The organism is Anoxybacillus sp. FSL W8-0382, from assembly GCF_038003845.1.
GTDB classification, from domain to species: Bacteria; Bacillota; Bacilli; order Bacillales; family Anoxybacillaceae; genus Anoxybacillus; species Anoxybacillus flavithermus_G.
This window is the reverse complement of record NZ_JBBOPX010000001.1, coordinates 642908-659810: the sequence shown is the minus strand read 5'-3', so window position 1 is coordinate 659810 and position 16903 is coordinate 642908. Positions and strand designations below refer to the sequence as shown.

The window sequence follows — 16903 nt, the reverse complement described above, 5'->3', positions numbered from 1 at the left end:
ATGGTTTTATAAAATCGTTATATGTAAGCGCTTTTACTTACTCTCATCCTGTAGGTATGTGCGTTTTCTCTCGTTTTAAAAACCTTTCAATGCTTGCAATGCCTCGTAAATCGGTGTCCCTGAAGATTGGCGAAGGTATGGGATGTTATCTCGTACCACTTCTGTCATTTGCGTTTGCACGCGCTTCAGTGCCTTTTTCACGATCGTTTCTCGTTTCGTTTCTTCTCGTTCTTCCACGCCATACATCACTCCATCGCGTGTCCGAATGAGTAACGTATCTTTTATCGCGACGATCGCTCGCAACATCGCTTCAATCCCTGCATCCCTCCAACTTCGACCGTTTTTACTTCGTTTCGCAAACACATGCATCGTTCCTTCCGCACTCCCCATCGCCCTCATGTTTGTCGTGTCAATCCCTTTTTCCTTCAACCATACGCGATAGTCACGCAAACATCCTGGCATCTCCTCGATTCGACGAACAAGCGCCTCGAGTTGCTTTTCCTTCTCCTCATGTTCTAACGTACCGATGGCACTTGTGAGTTCTCGTAACACACCTTCTTCATCCCATGATGCTAACTTCTTTCGAATCACCCGATATCTCGCATGACCTCGGAACAATTGACGAATCTCTCTTGCCACATGGAACCGATCAAGCTGAAAGTACCCCCTGTCCCCGAAATATTCTCGACACGCTGTAATCCATGGGGCTCCATCTCCATTGATGACCACCCAATCCTCAAACGGATCATAGCTGTATTCCTTCATCAGAAAATTCTCTACAGCTTCCCAAATCGGTTCATTCGTTTGATGAACCATATACCGTCGATTCACTAAGGATACGCGTTTCCCGTTTTTCTCCCATCCTTGGTGAATCGTGATGATCTTTTCTTCTTTTCCTTTGATGCGGCTTCGTTGACGTTTCACGTACAACCCGTCTGCTTCGATAAAAAACACGCGCCCTTTTTTCTCCATCGCACGGTGCCCTTCCACCTCTGCCTCGATGATGGACTGGCGAATCGTTTCGTGACTCATACATGCATACCCCACCAGCTTTTCAAGCGACTGCGCAGCCTGTCGATACGAAGAACCCGTCACGGCGAGATGAATCGCTGTCTCCTCTAATAGCGGACTCACTCCATGCGCCCCATCGAACTGGAGAAAGACATCGAGTAAAGACGTATACACCTTTTTTTCACGGTCAAAGTAGTAGTTTCGCTTCACTTCCACCTCTCCAAATAGCGTTTGGAGTCGGATCGTCCGCTTATCTTTGAGCGCATATCGTTTCTTGTCCCGCTGTTCTGCCAATGTGCGGTCGATCTCCTCCAACACCTGTTGAAGGAGATGACCATATTGTTTTTGCATATGTCTAAATAAAGACTGTTCGATCTCTTTTAATGTCAAGCCGTTTGTGATATAATCCTGCATGGGCTCCACTCCTTTCTTTGGTTGTATTTTTTTTCGCACTTACTACCTTACCAGGAGGAGAGCCCGTTTTTCATCTATTTTGCTTACATATCTGACAGGTTCCTTATTATACCAAATCAGGAACCTGTCTTTTTTTCTCCCACAAACATTTTACTCATACTTTATTTTTTCTGTAAATGGTAAAGTAAAATCCCTGTTGCAACGGCTACGTTTAACGATTCTGCCTTCCCATAAATCGGCACATATAAGTTGGCAGTTGTTTGCTGTAGCCACTTATCGTTCACACCGCTTCCTTCGTTTCCAACGATTAATGCAAACGATGACGAAGGAGATACAGATCGATAGTCTACTCCGTTTTGAAGCGATGTTCCATAAATCGGAATATGCCTGTTTTGAAAATGGGCGATCCATTGTCCAATATCTCCTTTTATCACAGGGAAATGAAACAACGAACCTTGTGTTGCACGAATCACTTTTGCGTTATATATATCGACGCTTCCTTCTCCGACGACAACAGCGTCTATTCCAGCAGCATCTGCCGTGCGAATGATCGTCCCTACATTCCCAGGATCTTGTACGGCGTCAATGAACAATGCCGTTTGTATATCATCCACGTTCCAATGCATTTGTTTACATACCGCTGCAATGCCTTGCGGTGTTTCTGTGTCGCTTATCGCTTTTATCACTTCATCGGTCACGATCGTCATCGGAATATGAGAAATATTCCAACTAGCTGGGATGACCGCATGCTCCGCAACAATCAGTTCTTCGATATGAACACCACTTTTGACCGCCTCTTCTACTAAATGAAATCCTTCAATGAGAAACAGCCCGGTTTTGTCGCGTCCTTTTTTCGTTAAAAGCTTTTTCCATTGCTTCACTCGTTCATTTTTTGGCGATTCAATTCGTTTCACTCGTTTTTCCCCCAATGTTTCGCAATAAATTCATCGCGTCCAGATGCCGCACGGTCTTCTTTATAATGTTTCGGATTTTTCTTATGGTAATTTTGATGATAGTCTTCTGCTGGATAAAACGTTGTCGCTGGTAAAATTTCTGTTACAATCGGCTTGGAAAAACGACCGCTTTCTTCTAATTGTTTTTTCGATTGCTCCGCTAATGTTTTTTGTCTTTCGTTATGATAAAAAATCGCTGTTCGATATTGTGGACCACGGTCGTGAAATTGCCCCCCGTCATCCGTTGGATCAATTTGACACCAATACAACTCCAACAATTTTTCGTACGGAAATACATCGGGATCAAACGTAATTTGTACCGCTTCATAATGTCCTGTCGTTCCTGTTTTCACTTGTTCATACGTCGGATGTTCGACATGTCCACCTGTGTATCCAGAAACGATGCCGTAAATCCCATCAAGTTCTTCAAACGGCGTAACCATGCACCAAAAACACCCACCAGCAAATGTTGCTTTTTCCATTTTTCTCTCTCCTCTTTTATGAATAGTAGTTATCATTATAGCAAAAACTACTTACGCAATACATAAAGAATGGAGTGAGTCAAATGGACTTTAACTTACGTGGTGCCGTCATGGCAAACGTTGCAAACAGCTCAAAAGACCAGCTTCAACATACGATCGTTGATGCGATTCAACAAGGTGAAGAAAAATATTTACCTGGTCTTGGTGTCTTATTCGAAGCACTATGGAATCACGCGACAGAAGAACAAAAACAATCGATGCTTGAAACATTAGAAAAAGCAGTAAAAAAATAGCCTTCGCATTGAAGGCTATTTTTATCGTAAAATAAAACGTTCCATGATGTTAATAGGACACACGAAACGTATATTTTGTTGTCGATGAATACAATTGTCCTGCCTGCAATATACAAGACGGAAAATGAGGATGATGAACCGCATCTGGCAACGCTTGTGTCTCTAAACAAATGCCTAAATACTTTCGAGATTGTAGACCATTCATTTTTTCACCATGAGGGATTTGGTTCCCAGTATATACGACGACACCAACTTCATCCGTTTCAACAACTAATGTTCGCCCACTTTCACGGTCAAATAAGACAATTTCTTCATCATGATGAGTATTTAAAATAAATGGATGGTCATATCCTTGTCCGACTAAACGAATTTGCGGATCAGTTGACTCAATGACTTCTCTCAACTTTTTCCCTTGACGTAAATCAAAAGGTGTACCTGTCACATCTTTTATTTCCCCAGTCGGGATAAATTCATGATCTAACGGTAAAAAACGGTCACTTTTCATTTTTAGTTCGTGTTGCAAAATATCTTTTTTTACGTTACCGCTCAAATTAAAGTACGTATGATTCGTTAATGTAAACGGCGTATCTTCATCAGAAATGGCTTGATAAGAAATAATTAGTTCGTTTTCATTGTTTAATGTATATGTGACTTGCACATCGACGTTCCCAGGATATCCTTCTTCCCCATCAACACTCCGATGTGAAAAACAGACACCAACTTCTTCTTTTTTCGAAAATCCTGCTGCTTGCCAAATGATGTGATGAAACCCTTTCTTTCCACCGTGCAGATGGTTTCCATTTTCATTTGCATATAATCTATACGTTTTTCCATTTAACTCAAAACAACTATTTTTTATTCTCCCGGCTACCCTTCCGATGACAGCTCCTAAATACGGACGGTTTGTCAAATACGAAGAAAAGTCATCAAACGCTAAGACAACATTTTCATATTTTCCATTTTTATCAGGCACAAGTATACTTGTAATGATGCACCCGTAGTTTAAACAAGTAACTTCCATTCCATGATCATTTGCAAGCGTAAATGCGATGATCGGTTGACCATTTATTTTTGTTCGTTGTTCTTGTACAAGCTTCATGCGCTTTTTCTCCTTTTCGTTCATATCATAAAAGAAATAGCCTTCGCCAAAGCGGAAGCTATTTCTTTACCGTATAGATACAACTACTTTCCCTCACAACAAGTTTTGTTGGAACAACAATTTTTTTCGGTATTTCTCTTTTCGTTTGAATTTGTTCAACAAGCAATTCAACGGCCGTCTCGCCCATAAATTCCGTATAAACTTGCACAGTCGATAACGGTGGTTGAACAAATTTCGATGTAGGAAGATCGTTAAAGCCTACGATGGCCACTTCATTTGGCACATCCATTCCAGCTTCATGTAGCGCCCGCAACGCTCCAATCGCCATCGAATCGCTTGCGATAAAAAACGCAGTTGGACGATTTGGTAGCTGAAGTGCTTGTTTCATTAACATATATCCATCTTCAGCAATAAAACGTCCGGTGAATACATACTCTGGAATGAACATGCCGCGCAAATATAAATATTCATAAAATGTACGTTCACGCTCATCTTGAACTAGTTGACCATCACCAACATATTCGCGCCCCCCAATATAACCGATATGCTTATGACCGAGATCCATCAAATATTGAAGAACACGAACAGTTGCTTTCCGAAAATCAACAACGACAGAATCAAAGCGATCTTCATCGGGAGAGTAGTCAACAAAAACAATATGTTTTGTGACTGACATGAATAAGTCAATATTTTGTTTCCCAAACTTCCCAACAGCAATAATTCCATCTAAGCCTGTTAACCATTCTGATTCATACGAACCATCTTTCTTAAACAACTTGACGAGCTCAATTTGGCGATGAAAACATTCCTTTTCTACACCGAGACGGATTGCCATATAATATGGATCGTCAAGCTCTTGAGATTCCGAGTACCAGTTGACAACGCCAAAACGAAGCCGTTCTTTCGCGCTCATTTGATTGCGTTCCCTAGGCGTTTTATAGTTAAGCTCTTGGGCAATTTCAAAAATGCGCTTTCTCGTTTCATCCGATACAGATAACGTCGTATCATAATTTAATACACGCGATACAGTGGCAACGGACACCCCTGCCTTCTCTGCGATTTCTTTCAATGTAGCCATTGATGCAACCCCTTTATTATGCTAAATTTTAACGATTTGACTATCATACGGTTTGAGGGTCAAATTGTGAAACCTTTTTTCTTGATCTGTATGGTTTAAGATGAACATGTACTCACCATCATCACATACACGTCGATACACTTCAACACCTTCGTCGCTTTCTACATGCCATATGTGATGTTTTTGCACAATTTCCTTTGCAAGGTCATTCAGCACATCGTCATCTATGCCCCCACCAATATAATAAACGTTCCCATCACCATATTCATTTTCAGTTATCGCTGCGAGCGGATAAAATTTTTTTATGAAGTCGATCTGTTTCTCAAAATTCTTTTGTCGATCCGGATTGCCTTTCGCCAATGTGTAGGTCGGCCGTGTCCACGACAGCCCTTTGCGGTGCAGGAGTTTTCGCAACGCTTCGCGGGAAATGCAAACACCGAAGTGCTTTTCGACATAGGATTGCAGGAGTTTGGTGTTCCACGCCGAAGCGACGTCCCAGCCCAGTTCTACGGGAGTGGTGGTCAACACAAGCTGTTTGATCTCTTCCTGCTGTTCTTCGGTGAGAAACGGCTCCCGCCCGGGGGCGAAATCCCGATGAAGCAGGAGCTCCAGACCGCCTTCATTGAACAGCGACACATAATGGGAAACGGTTTGTCGGCACACGTTGACCATGGAGGCCACCTCTTTGCCCAAATAGCCTTCCATGACCAGGCGAACCGCCATCACCCGTTGGCGAAGAAGGGTGTTTTTGATTTTCCGTTCCTGTTTGCGAAGTGTCCGAGGTGTCCATCCGTGATCGTTGGTGATGCACAAACGCTTCATGAATGATCCTGCTCCTTTTCCATTGGTTTCCTTAGGAACAGGATCATCGGAGTGTGCACGAGTAATTTAAGAAGATTAGTTTTTAATGAACACATATTGTTAGGGCAATTTTTATTTTTCAAGATAAACGAAAACGCTAAGATGAGAAGTTTACATCATGATGCTGTTGTCGCTAAACTTTATGAATCATAAACTCAAATTCCATGTCTTGATCTGCCTTTATGACGTATTCATCGTGAACTGGGGCGCCCCAGCTGTCGTCCCCGCCAACTCCCATTTGTCGACCTGCTACCGTGACAACCGTATAATGAATATTGGGCAGCTCGTAATGATGATTGGCATGTTCAAGTTCAAAAGCTGTGTATGGCGAAAAGTTGCATTCCAACGGTTCAGTTATAGAAGAAATTTTTATTCCCTGTCCATTGTTGTTCGTTAAGCTTACTTTACGAACACCTGTTCTGTTTCCTGATTCCTGCGGTTTGAGATAGCGCGATACATTGTCAGATACTTGATTTCTAAAAATTCCAAGTCTTGCCCCCTTTGAGCGGTCGACATAGTTTTCTTCGGGCCCCATTGCATACCACTCGAGTTGATTATAATCGGCTGGAACCTTGAATGATACCGCAAAAATCGGCATTGACGGAAGATTCTCGACTCCATGATAGACCGCCTTCACGCGAATGCTGCCATCAGCATAAACGGTATAACCAATTTTCACTTCCAATTCAGGGTGAATGGAAAATTTGTAGGTAAAGGTGACATTTACTTGGGCCGCTTCCTCTTTCACATCGACTTTTACACATTTACGTGCCAAACTCGCCGCATACCAAAGCCCCGAATAGAAGTCTTGCAAAAAACCTCGGTCATTATCAGTCGTGGCCCTCCAAAACAATGGTGCAGGAGGGACCGCAATCATCTCCTTGCCTGCATAATTCATTGAAACTAGGCTTCCTGCCTGTTTGGAAAACATGATCGTAAAATCTTTGCCGTGCACCCCAATGTTGACATCACCATGGACAACTTTTAACTTTCCGCTAGGAACAACGAATTCCTTGGAACCAATCTGGAATACAAACTGGCCGAATGCCACCTCATAACCAGCATCAGCCCAAAGTGTTTTTTCTTTCAATTTAAATGATGCATGAATGCAATATTCACCTGCATCTGCCATCATCCCAAGGGGCCAGTCGAACTCGACTCTTTTCTCTTCCTGCGGTGCTACCGATACATTCAGCTTGCTTCGATACAACTCTCTCCCTTCAAGGAATAGGACGTATTCTAAATCATATTCACTTGTGTCAGTGAAAAGACTTTCATTTCTAATATTAACACCGTATTGATCCGGTGAAAGCTTAAAGTTTTGGTAAAGATATTTTACTTCCTGCATCTTCGGTGACAACTCCCGGTTGGCATAGACAATTCCGTTCGCGCAGAAACCGTAATCGGTTGGACGGTCGCCAAAGTCCCCTCCATATGCCAAAAATTCTTTTCCATAACGATCTTTTTTCACAAGGGCTTGATCAATGAAATCCCAAATAAAACCACCTTGATACATCGGATACTTTTGTTCCAAATCCGTATATTTGTACATCCCGCCGAGCGAGTTCCCCATTGCATGCATATATTCGCAGCTGATATACGGTTTATCCGGATTTTCTGTTAAATACTTTTCAATTTCATGAGGCTTTGCGTACATACGACTTTCTATGTCGCTTATATCATTGTACTCGCGGGCGTAGAATACTCCTTCATAATGGACAAGACGGCTCGGATCGACTGACCGAAAATAGTTGGCGACGTTTAACAGAACTTCCCCAGCATACGATTCATTTCCACATGACCAAATCAGGATGGAAGGATGGTTCTTATCCCTTTCAAACATTGAAATCGCCCGGTCCATAACAATGTCTTGCCATTCTCGATTGTTCCCCGGAACATTCCATGTGGGGTCGACACGGCCCATTTTTTGCCACGTTCCGTGCGTTTCCAAATTCATTTCATCAATGACATAGATGCCGTATTCATCGCACAGTTCATACCAATAGCTTTGATTCGGATAGTGTGACGTACGGACTGCGTTAATGTTATGACGCTTCAACGTTTTAATATCCCATAGCATATCTTCCTTTGTGATCGCCCGGCCTCTTCGGCAATGAAATTCATGTCGGTTAACGCCTTTAAATACAATCCGTTTTCCGTTAAGGTGCATAACTTTATTGATGATCTCGAATCTTCGAAAACCGACCTTCTGTGGAACAACCTCTACCAATTGGCCAAACTCGTTAAAAATCTGAATATATAGCTTATACAAATACGGTTTCTCCGCGCTCCATAATTCCGGTTCATCGACCGCAATGGAAAATGTCCCCTTTTCGCCATGAAGCTCTCCGTCTTTTTTGGCGACAAGGTCGCCTTTCGCATCATACAGTTCAGCGATAAACCTAGAGCCGGCAGGTACCGGAGACAAAAAGGTAAGGTCCGCCGTTAACATGCCTCTCGTATAGGACGAATCCAATTCGGCGCGAACATGTAAATCATAGACATGAATATCTGGCACTGTATAAAGGTATACATCGCGAAAGATTCCAGAAAAACGCCAGAAATCCTGATCCTCAAGCCAACTTCCGGTGCTGTACTGGTAAACCTCAACCGCGAGCTTATTCTCTCCATCCTTTATAAAAGGTGTAAGTTCAAATTCTGCCGGCGTGAAAGAGTCCTCACTATACCCAACAAACTGCCCGTTCAACCAAACATAAAACGCTGACTCTACTCCTTGAAAAGAAATATACACCGGTTTATCTTTCATGCTTTTAGGGAGATTAAAAATTTTTATATAGCTTCCTACTGGATTATAATCCATAGGAACTTCTGGAGGATGAACATCGCAATGACCATCCCACGGATACATTACATTTACATACTGGGGAGTTCCATAACCTTGCAACTGAATATGTCCTGGTACGGAAATATCACTCCAGTTTGAGCAGTCAAAATCGAGCTGATAAAATTCCGCCGGTCGGCTAGCTGGATTGACTGCATAGTGAAACTTCCAATTCCCATTCAACTCATAGCGCATCGACATGGAAACTCCACTTTTTGCTTCTTCCAACGTCTCATAATAAATATGGTCCGAATGGGCAGGTAGTCGATTAACACCGAACACACGAGGATCTGAAAGCCATTCTAATGTGGGGGTTGTTAATGTTTTTTTCATTATTTCCACACTCCTTACTCATCATTTTACTGAACCGAGCATCCCAGCAACGAAGTGCTTTTGCATGAAAAAGAAGATTAGCGCCGTCGGCAAGGTAGCGATCACAACAGCGGTCATGATCATTCCAAAATCCGGATAATGACTCGATCCGAGATTTGATATAAGCAATGGCACCGTCTGGTTCTCCGGGGACTGTAATATGACAAGTGGCCATAAATAGCCGTTCCAGCTCGACATAAATGTAATAATGGCCGCGGCTGCATAGGTTGTTTTCATGGTAGGGACATACAGCCTGAAGAAGATCCCCCATTCAGACAATCCATCAATTCGGCCCGCTTCAATAATTTCCTTCGGGAACATTTTCGTGTTTTGGCGGAAGAAAAAAATCAGAAATGCCGTTGTGACTGTCGGCAAAATAACGGCCGTCATTGTATCAATACCGATGCTTGGAAATATTTGTGATATTGTCCCAAACATTCTAAACAACGGGACCATTAAAGCAGCAAAAGGTATCATCATTGAAAGCAACAAGAAATTAAATACAAAATCTTTTGTTTTGCTTTTAAAAATTTCAAATCCGTAACCAGCCAAAGAGGAGACCAACAATGCAAGTAAAGTTGTTACAATCGCGATTTTTGCCGAATTCATTAATGCATTGACCAGATTAGTGCTATCAAGCAGGTTGCGGAAGTTTTCCATAAAGTGACTACCTGGCAATAACCGCCCTTTCGTCACTTCTACTGATTTATTCGTTGCACTAACAACCATCCACAAAAATGGAAACACAGAAACAATAGATGCAATGGTTAAAACAGTATAGTTGAATACGTTTTTAAGATTACTCATTTTTATCACCTGCCACTTTAAACTGAATAATAGAAAAGAATACAATCATAATCACAATCGCATACGAAACTGTTGCCGCATAACCGAAATCAGGAGTATATTTAAATGAAAGATTGTAGATATATTGAGAAATCGTCATCGTTGCATTTCCCGGTCCCCCTTGCGTAATGTTCACTACTTCATCGAACAGCTGGAGCGTACCGATTGTTGAAGTGATTGACGTAAACAAAATCACAGGCTTTAACAATGGAATCGTAATTTTAAAAAACTGCTGAACTGGCGAAGCACCATCAATTTTAGCGGCTTCATAAATGGATTGATCAATATTTTGTAGAGCAGATAAGTAAAAAATCATATTATATCCTGCCCATCTCCACGTAAGAGCAATAATAATGGTCACTTTAGCCCAAAAAGGATCACCTAGCCAGTTGATTGGCTCAGATATAAGGGAAAATTTCGTCAACATAACGTTGATCAATCCATCTTCGCTAAACAAATATTTAAATATGACAGAATACGCAACTAGGGAAGTGACACATGGTAAAAAGATTGCTGTTCGGAACAATCCTCTCAGCTTTAATTTCGGATTATTCAATAGTACGGCTAAGAATAAAGCGACAATAATCATAATCGGAACTTGAATAATAAGGTATATCACTGTATTTTTTACAGTTGTTAAAAAGGTAGGATCGTTAAATAGACGAGCATAATTTTTCAGTCCAACAAAAGTTAGATTCGCACCCGAACCTGATTGTAACGAAAGAATCAATGCCTGAACCATTGGATAGAAATAAAATACGCAAATCATAATAGTAGCCAATATCACAAAAGACCATCCAACTATTGTGCTCTTAATACGGTGTTTCCGATTAATATTTCGACCTGTTTTAATCGTCAAATCTATATTCATCTTATCTCAACTCCCTATCACTATTGATAACAAAAAATCCATGAACAAACTTTTACTCTCCTTCCGCGCATGAAAATAACAACTCAAGGCGCACCTCTTCACTGAAAAGCCCCGAACCACTCCGCCTCCTACGGAATGGTGCTAGTATAAAAACCAGACAGGACGGCGGAATCCCGAGGCTTAATTCATAAAACAATTGATAGATGTTCTGTATATTTATTTAACTTGTTGTTCTGCCTGTTTTTGTGCATCTTCCAACACTTTATCAAGATCTTTGCCTTTTAAGTAATCTTGCAACGCAACTGCTAAAATATCTTCAATCACATACGTATGTGCACCATAGTTTACTTGAGGAATTTCTGTCATCCATTTGGAGAAATCAGCTGTTACTTTTTGACCTCCAAAAAACTCATCTGCAGCCTTATAGGCCTCACTATTAGCAGCTGGTTTGTATGTGCCAATTGCACCAATTTCTTTGTTTAGCGCTTCATAAAACTCAACATTTGATCCAAACGTTTTAGCTAGAAATTCTGCCGCCTTTTCTTTTCCAGGAATGTTAAGTACATACCAAGAACTTCCACCTAGGTTCGTAGCATTAACAGAGTTAGGAATGCCCGATTGTTTCGGAAAAGGCACAACAGCCCACTTACCAGCCTGAGAAGCTTCGGCTTTAACAGAAGCTGTAATCCAGTTTCCTGTCGGGATCGATGCAACTGCTCCACTATTAAAAGAGGAAATAAATTGACCCCAGTCAGAAACAGGTTTCGATATCCCTGCGTTTACAATTTCTTTGTAAGTTTTAAATGCTTCCTTCAGCGGCTCATTGTCTGCCAAATTCAGGGTTACTCCGTCTTCTTTCACATACCATGAACCACTACTTTGAATCATCTCACGAATAATCCCCAGATCTTTAGGATCGAGTGCAAGCATATATTTACCCGTTGCTTGTTTTACCTTTTTCCCAATTTCAATATATTTGTTCCAGTCCAATCCTTGTAAATCATCAACAGTATATCCCGCTTTTTGCAAATAATCTGTTCTCACATATAACCCAGCAACCCCTGTATCAAACGGAAGCCCATAATGTTTACCATTTAAGCTAGTAGAAGCAAGTTTATATTCAGCAAAATCTTCCGCTTTGAAATATTTTGATAGGTCATAGAATGCATCAGGATACGCTTTAAGGAAGCTCTGTGCACTATAGTCTTCAATTAATACGATATTTGGCAAGCCTTTTGTTGTGCCAGAACTTAAACTTGTATTAAGCTTTTGAACGACATCCTTTTGAGCATTTTCAATAATTTTCAATTTAAAATTAGGATTCTCTTTCTTATAAAACTCTTCTGCAATTTTCATTGCTTTTACGTTAAAGTTTGGATCCCACGTCCACACTGTTATTTCATTCGTACTTTTTGTGCTATCTGCAGCTCCACCGTTTTTCGTTTTTGAAGAACAAGCAGTTAATAGAAGAATACTTACTAAAAATAGTGTCAAAATCTTTTTCAAAGAAAATCCCTCCTGTTTTTTTAATTCTTATGAACTTTTGGTGAAAAAGGAGTCTAATTAAGAATATACAGCCGAAAAACATACATTTTTCAGTTGTTGTCTTAATGAAATGAGCCTTTTCACTAAGTGCGTAAGATCCAATGTTTATAGACATTATCATCTTACGCATATTATGTTGCCAACTGTCGGAACGAGACTTCTCTAAACCTTCACGGCTTCATCATGCTCTCTTAACACTGCTACATCAACCCCTTGAATCCTCAATTCACCTCCTCGAAAACATTTTCCATCAATATCGCATGTTGACGGTACAAACAGTTCCAAATAGCCATTTGCCCCCATCTTCTGACCGTTTTCACACCCATTCTTCGAATATCTTCTTCAATCATTTCTTTTGGCCAGTGTTCTGGATAATAGTCTACACCGATATACATCTTTTTTCCCCATCTTTATTCATTTCGTTCCTGAAGGTGTTGAATAAAGCGATGAAACGCTCGCTTTCCTTCTTCCGTCCGCTTAAACACTCCCGCATGTTCGAGTACTTGTTCAAATCGTTTTCCTACTTCTTCTTTTAATAATTCATGTACATCATCAAAAACATAGTGTCTTTCCATTATGTCTTGCACCCATTCCCAATGTTTCAATAATGCCGGCTCCCATTGTTCTTTCGGTGTTTTGTTTGTCATATATATCGCTACACTCTCTAATTCATCCGCTAATCGACTAGGCAATACCGCTAATCCCATGACTTCAATTAATCCAATATTTTCTTTTTTAATATGATGGAGCTCCTCATGTGGATGAAAAATACCGTATGGATGTTGCGCTGATGTGCGATTGTTTCTTAACACAATGTCCATCTCGTACAACTCCCCACGTCGACGAGCAATTGGCGTGACTGTATTGTGCGGCACATCGTTTGTTTGTGCATATATATCCACTTGAGGATCGCTATATTTTTTCCATTCTTTATAAATCAAATCACTCACTTGTAATACATCATTCTTTGCTCCACGTATACGTATAACTGACATCGGCCAACGAACAATGCTCATTTGTACGTGAGGATAAGCTGGCAATGTAAACGAAAAATCAGATGGAGCTTTTTCAATCGCAAACGTATATTTTCCACCTTGAAAATGATCGTGCGATAAAATAGATCCTCCTACAATTGGTAAATCAGCATTAGAGCCGATAAAATAATGTGGAAATTGATCGACAAAATCAAGCAACCGCTCAAACGTTTTTCTTTCCATTTTCATCGGCACATGTTTATCGCGTAATACGATGCAATGTTCATCATAATAAACGTAAGGGGAATATTGGAAAAACCAACGTTCACCGCATAAATGAAGTGGGATGATGCGATGATTCGCTCGTGCAGGATGACGAATCGTTCCTGCATACCCTTCATTTTCAATACATAATAAGCAAGTAGGATAACGTTGTTCTTTTACATCCTTCATGCGCGCAATGTCCCGTGGATCTTTCTCGGGTTTGGATAAGTTAATCGTGATATCCATATCCCCATATTTCGTACGCGCTTTCCATCGTCTATTTTTCATCACTCGGTCTACGCGAATGTAATTGGATGCTTGACTAAGCTCATAAAACCAAGTTGTTGCTTCTTGCTTATTGCGTTTATATTTCTCGTAAAACGTTTGAATGATCGTTGATGGACGCGCTACAAAACAATTCATAATCTCTGTATCAAATAAATCGCGATCAGTAACTGTCTTTCCAACAAGCCGTCCATGTTCTTCAGCCCAATGGATCATCCGTTGTAAGATGGAAACAAGTGGGCGATCCGAGGAAGGCATCACGTCAACTTGTTGCCATTCGTCTAATTTCAACAACGCTAATATTCGATTGCGTGTATAAATGACATCTTCTCGTTCAATTAAACGATGATGTAGCGCATATTGAATAAGCGCTTCAATTTCTTCATAAATGTTTACCATCGCTTACACCTCTTCATATCCGTTCGGATTCGCTTGATGCCACTCCCATGCTGAAGCAACAATTTCTTCAATCGTTGTGTATAACGGTTTCCAGCCAAGTTCACGTTTTGCTTTTTCCGATGAAGCAACTAAACGCGCAGGATCTCCAGGTCGTCTCGGCACAACTTTTTCAGGAATCGGATGTCCCGTCACGCGTCGTGCAGCCTCAATGACTTCTTTTACAGAAAAACCGTTGCCATTTCCTAAATTGTATATGTTGCTTTCCCCACCGTTTCTTAGTTTTTCTACCGCTAATAGATGAGCATCGACTAAATCTAGCACATGAATGTAGTCACGAATGCACGTGCCATCAGGCGTGTCGTAATCATCTCCAAAAATATGGATCTCTTCTCGTTTCCGTAGCGGCACTTGCAAAATAAGTGGAATTAAATGGGTCTCCGGACGATGATCTTCACCAAGCATCGTTCCATACGCTCCAGCAACATTAAAATATCGTAAAGAAATGTAACGAATACCGTGTGCAACGTTCACCCATTTCATCATTTTTTCCATCGCTAGTTTTGTTTCTCCATACGGACTTTCAGGGTTTGTTTCATCTGTTTCTTGAATCGGAATTTGTTTTGGTTCCCCATACACCGCAGCCGTTGAGGAGAAAACAATTTGTTTGACGCCATATTCATTCATCACATCAAGCAACACTTCTGTTCCATAAACGTTGTTGTTGTAATAAGCTAACGGCTGTTTCACACTTTCACCAACAAGGGAGTTGGCTGCAAAATGAATAACCGTATCGATCTCATGCTTTTTAAATACGCTACTCAAAAAGTCGCGATGCCGAATATCACCTTCATAAAATATCGCCTCTGGATGAACAGCTTTTCGATGTCCTGTTTGTAAATTATCCACGACAGCAACTCTTTCTCCTTTTTCGATTAAACGATACACTGCATGACTTCCAATGTATCCAGCCCCACCGCAAACGAGAATCATCGTATGCTCTCTCCTTCTTTTGTAAGCTGTTTTGCCCCATCGCCAATTTTAGCTACATAAAAACTTGGGGCATAACCAATCTCCATTTCATACATTTGACCGACTTGCTCAATAAACGATGGAATATGATCGTCCTTTACAATATTTACAGTACAACCACCAAAGCCTGCCCCCGTCATACGTGCTCCTATTGTACCTTCATGTTTCCATGCCGCTTCAACAAGCGTATCTAACTCTTTTCCCGTCACTTCATAATCATCACGCAATGATTCATGTGATTGACGCATCAATTGTCCAAACGTATATAAATCACCTTGTTGTAAAGCGAAAGCCGCTTGCTTTGTCCGCTCATTCTCTGAAACGACATGTCGCACCCTTTTTTGTTCGATCGGAGACAATACATGTGCATATTGATTAAACTGTTCCATCGTCATATCTCCAAGCGAGTTGATGCGTACATATTGTTGTAATTTCGTCAACGCCTGCTCGCATGTCGCACGTCGCTCGTTATATGCTGAATCAGCTAATCCCCTCTTTTTATTCGTATTGGCAATGACGATCGAGCAATCTTCCAAAGACAGGGGCAAATATTCGTATTGAAGCGTTTGGCAATCGAGCAGTAGCGCATGACCTGCTTTTCCCATTCCAACCGCAAATTGATCCATAATGCCACAATTAACACCGATATATTCGTTTTCTACTTGTTGGCTAATCTTCACTAATTCCAACATCTCGATATTTAATTCAAACAAATAGTTCAACATGACAGCCGTAACGAGCTCAATCGACGCGGACGAAGACAAGCCTGCCCCATTCGGAATATTGCCATAGTATAAGACGTCAATCCCATTTTGTGCATCTCTCGGCATAAGTGCTCGAATGATTCCCTTTGGATAATTCGCCCATCCATGACGTTCGTCATATGCAAGTTCATCTTTTGTCACAGAGACAATTCCATCTTCATGAAAGTTTTTTGAATAGAGCCGAATCATCCCATCATCATTCAACCGAGCGACCGCATACGTCCCCATATGCAGCGAACACGGGAGAACGTATCCTCCGTTATAATCTGTATGTTCCCCAATTAAATTAACACGGCCGGGGGCGAAGAAGACAGATGATCTTCCATATCCCCCTTGAAATGCTTTTATATATTCATTTTTTAAATGTTCAATCATTCTAGATCACCACTTTTGCTTAAATTTATTTTAATACTAGTTACCTAAATAATCAGAAATTAAATAACCTTTTCTTATTCATTGTTATCTCCCCCTAGAACTAAGTTTTATTTTAGTAAGCGCTTACTTCTGTTAATAAAATTTTA

General features: G+C 41.0%; 15 protein-coding genes. 1 reads left to right on the top strand and 14 read right to left on the bottom strand.

Annotation, left to right across the window (positions count from 1 at the left end):
- Positions 1 to 75: 75 nt before the first annotated feature.
- The 3 genes from NSS60_RS03515 to msrA form a co-directional block, all read right to left on the bottom strand.
- Positions 76 to 1425 (bottom strand): ISLre2 family transposase, encoded by a 1350-nt coding sequence (locus NSS60_RS03515; RefSeq protein ID WP_088223306.1) that lies wholly within the window; start codon positions 1423 to 1425, stop codon positions 76 to 78.
- 161 nt (positions 1426 to 1586) lie between these two features.
- A complete protein-coding gene (locus NSS60_RS03510; RefSeq protein WP_004889109.1) occupies positions 1587 to 2339 on the bottom strand; it encodes a TrmH family RNA methyltransferase in 753 nt (250 codons plus the stop codon).
- The gene (gene msrA, locus NSS60_RS03505) at positions 2336 to 2860 is read right to left on the bottom strand and encodes a peptide-methionine (S)-S-oxide reductase MsrA (protein ID WP_004889108.1); all 525 of its coding nucleotides are present in this window, start codon (positions 2858 to 2860) and stop codon (positions 2336 to 2338) included. Before msrA ends, NSS60_RS03510 begins: the two co-directional genes overlap by 4 nt.
- 83 nt (positions 2861 to 2943) lie before the next feature.
- Here msrA and sspI point away from each other — a divergent pair, with 83 nt between their 5' ends.
- A complete protein-coding gene (gene sspI / locus NSS60_RS03500) occupies positions 2944 to 3153 on the top strand; it encodes a small acid-soluble spore protein SspI (protein WP_035018475.1) in 210 nt (69 codons plus the stop codon).
- A gap of 49 nt (positions 3154 to 3202) precedes the next feature.
- Here the strand turns inward: sspI and NSS60_RS03495 are convergent, their stop codons facing one another.
- From NSS60_RS03495 to NSS60_RS03440, 11 genes are all read right to left on the bottom strand, one after another.
- Positions 3203 to 4252 (bottom strand): aldose epimerase family protein, encoded by a 1050-nt coding sequence (locus NSS60_RS03495; protein ID WP_004889106.1) that lies wholly within the window; start codon positions 4250 to 4252, stop codon positions 3203 to 3205.
- Between the two features lie 58 nt (positions 4253 to 4310).
- A complete protein-coding gene (locus NSS60_RS03490; RefSeq protein WP_004889105.1) occupies positions 4311 to 5330 on the bottom strand; it encodes a LacI family DNA-binding transcriptional regulator in 1020 nt (339 codons plus the stop codon).
- 21 nt (positions 5331 to 5351) lie between these two features.
- Entirely contained in the window at positions 5352 to 6152 is an 801-nt protein-coding gene (locus NSS60_RS03480) for a winged helix-turn-helix domain-containing protein (protein WP_004889104.1), read from the bottom strand.
- 172 nt (positions 6153 to 6324) lie between these two features.
- Positions 6325 to 9366 (bottom strand): glycoside hydrolase family 2 TIM barrel-domain containing protein, encoded by a 3042-nt coding sequence (locus NSS60_RS03475; protein WP_004889103.1) that lies wholly within the window; start codon positions 9364 to 9366, stop codon positions 6325 to 6327.
- Positions 9367 to 9387: 21 nt separating this feature from the next.
- Entirely contained in the window at positions 9388 to 10212 is an 825-nt protein-coding gene (locus tag NSS60_RS03470; RefSeq protein ID WP_004889101.1) for a carbohydrate ABC transporter permease, read from the bottom strand.
- Positions 10205 to 11122 carry a carbohydrate ABC transporter permease gene (locus tag NSS60_RS03465; protein ID WP_004889100.1) on the bottom strand — a complete coding sequence of 306 codons (918 nt, stop codon included), beginning with the start codon at positions 11120 to 11122 and terminating at the stop codon, positions 10205 to 10207. The genes NSS60_RS03470 and NSS60_RS03465 overlap by 8 nt, the downstream gene beginning before the upstream one ends.
- Before the next feature lie 216 nt (positions 11123 to 11338).
- The gene (locus NSS60_RS03460) at positions 11339 to 12628 is read right to left on the bottom strand and encodes an ABC transporter substrate-binding protein (RefSeq protein ID WP_004889099.1); all 1290 of its coding nucleotides are present in this window, start codon (positions 12626 to 12628) and stop codon (positions 11339 to 11341) included.
- A gap of 260 nt (positions 12629 to 12888) precedes the next feature.
- A complete protein-coding gene (locus tag NSS60_RS03455; protein ID WP_004889098.1) occupies positions 12889 to 13062 on the bottom strand; it encodes a hypothetical protein in 174 nt (57 codons plus the stop codon).
- A 15-nt stretch (positions 13063 to 13077) separates the two neighbouring features.
- Positions 13078 to 14589, bottom strand: coding sequence for a UDP-glucose--hexose-1-phosphate uridylyltransferase (gene galT / locus NSS60_RS03450; protein ID WP_004889097.1), 1512 nt, complete (start codon positions 14587 to 14589; stop codon positions 13078 to 13080).
- Positions 14590 to 14592: 3 nt separating this feature from the next.
- Entirely contained in the window at positions 14593 to 15579 is a 987-nt protein-coding gene (gene galE, locus NSS60_RS03445) for a UDP-glucose 4-epimerase GalE (RefSeq protein ID WP_004889096.1), read from the bottom strand.
- The gene (locus tag NSS60_RS03440) at positions 15576 to 16757 is read right to left on the bottom strand and encodes a galactokinase (protein ID WP_004889095.1); all 1182 of its coding nucleotides are present in this window, start codon (positions 16755 to 16757) and stop codon (positions 15576 to 15578) included. The genes galE and NSS60_RS03440 overlap by 4 nt, the downstream gene beginning before the upstream one ends.
- Positions 16758 to 16903: the final 146 nt, after the last annotated feature.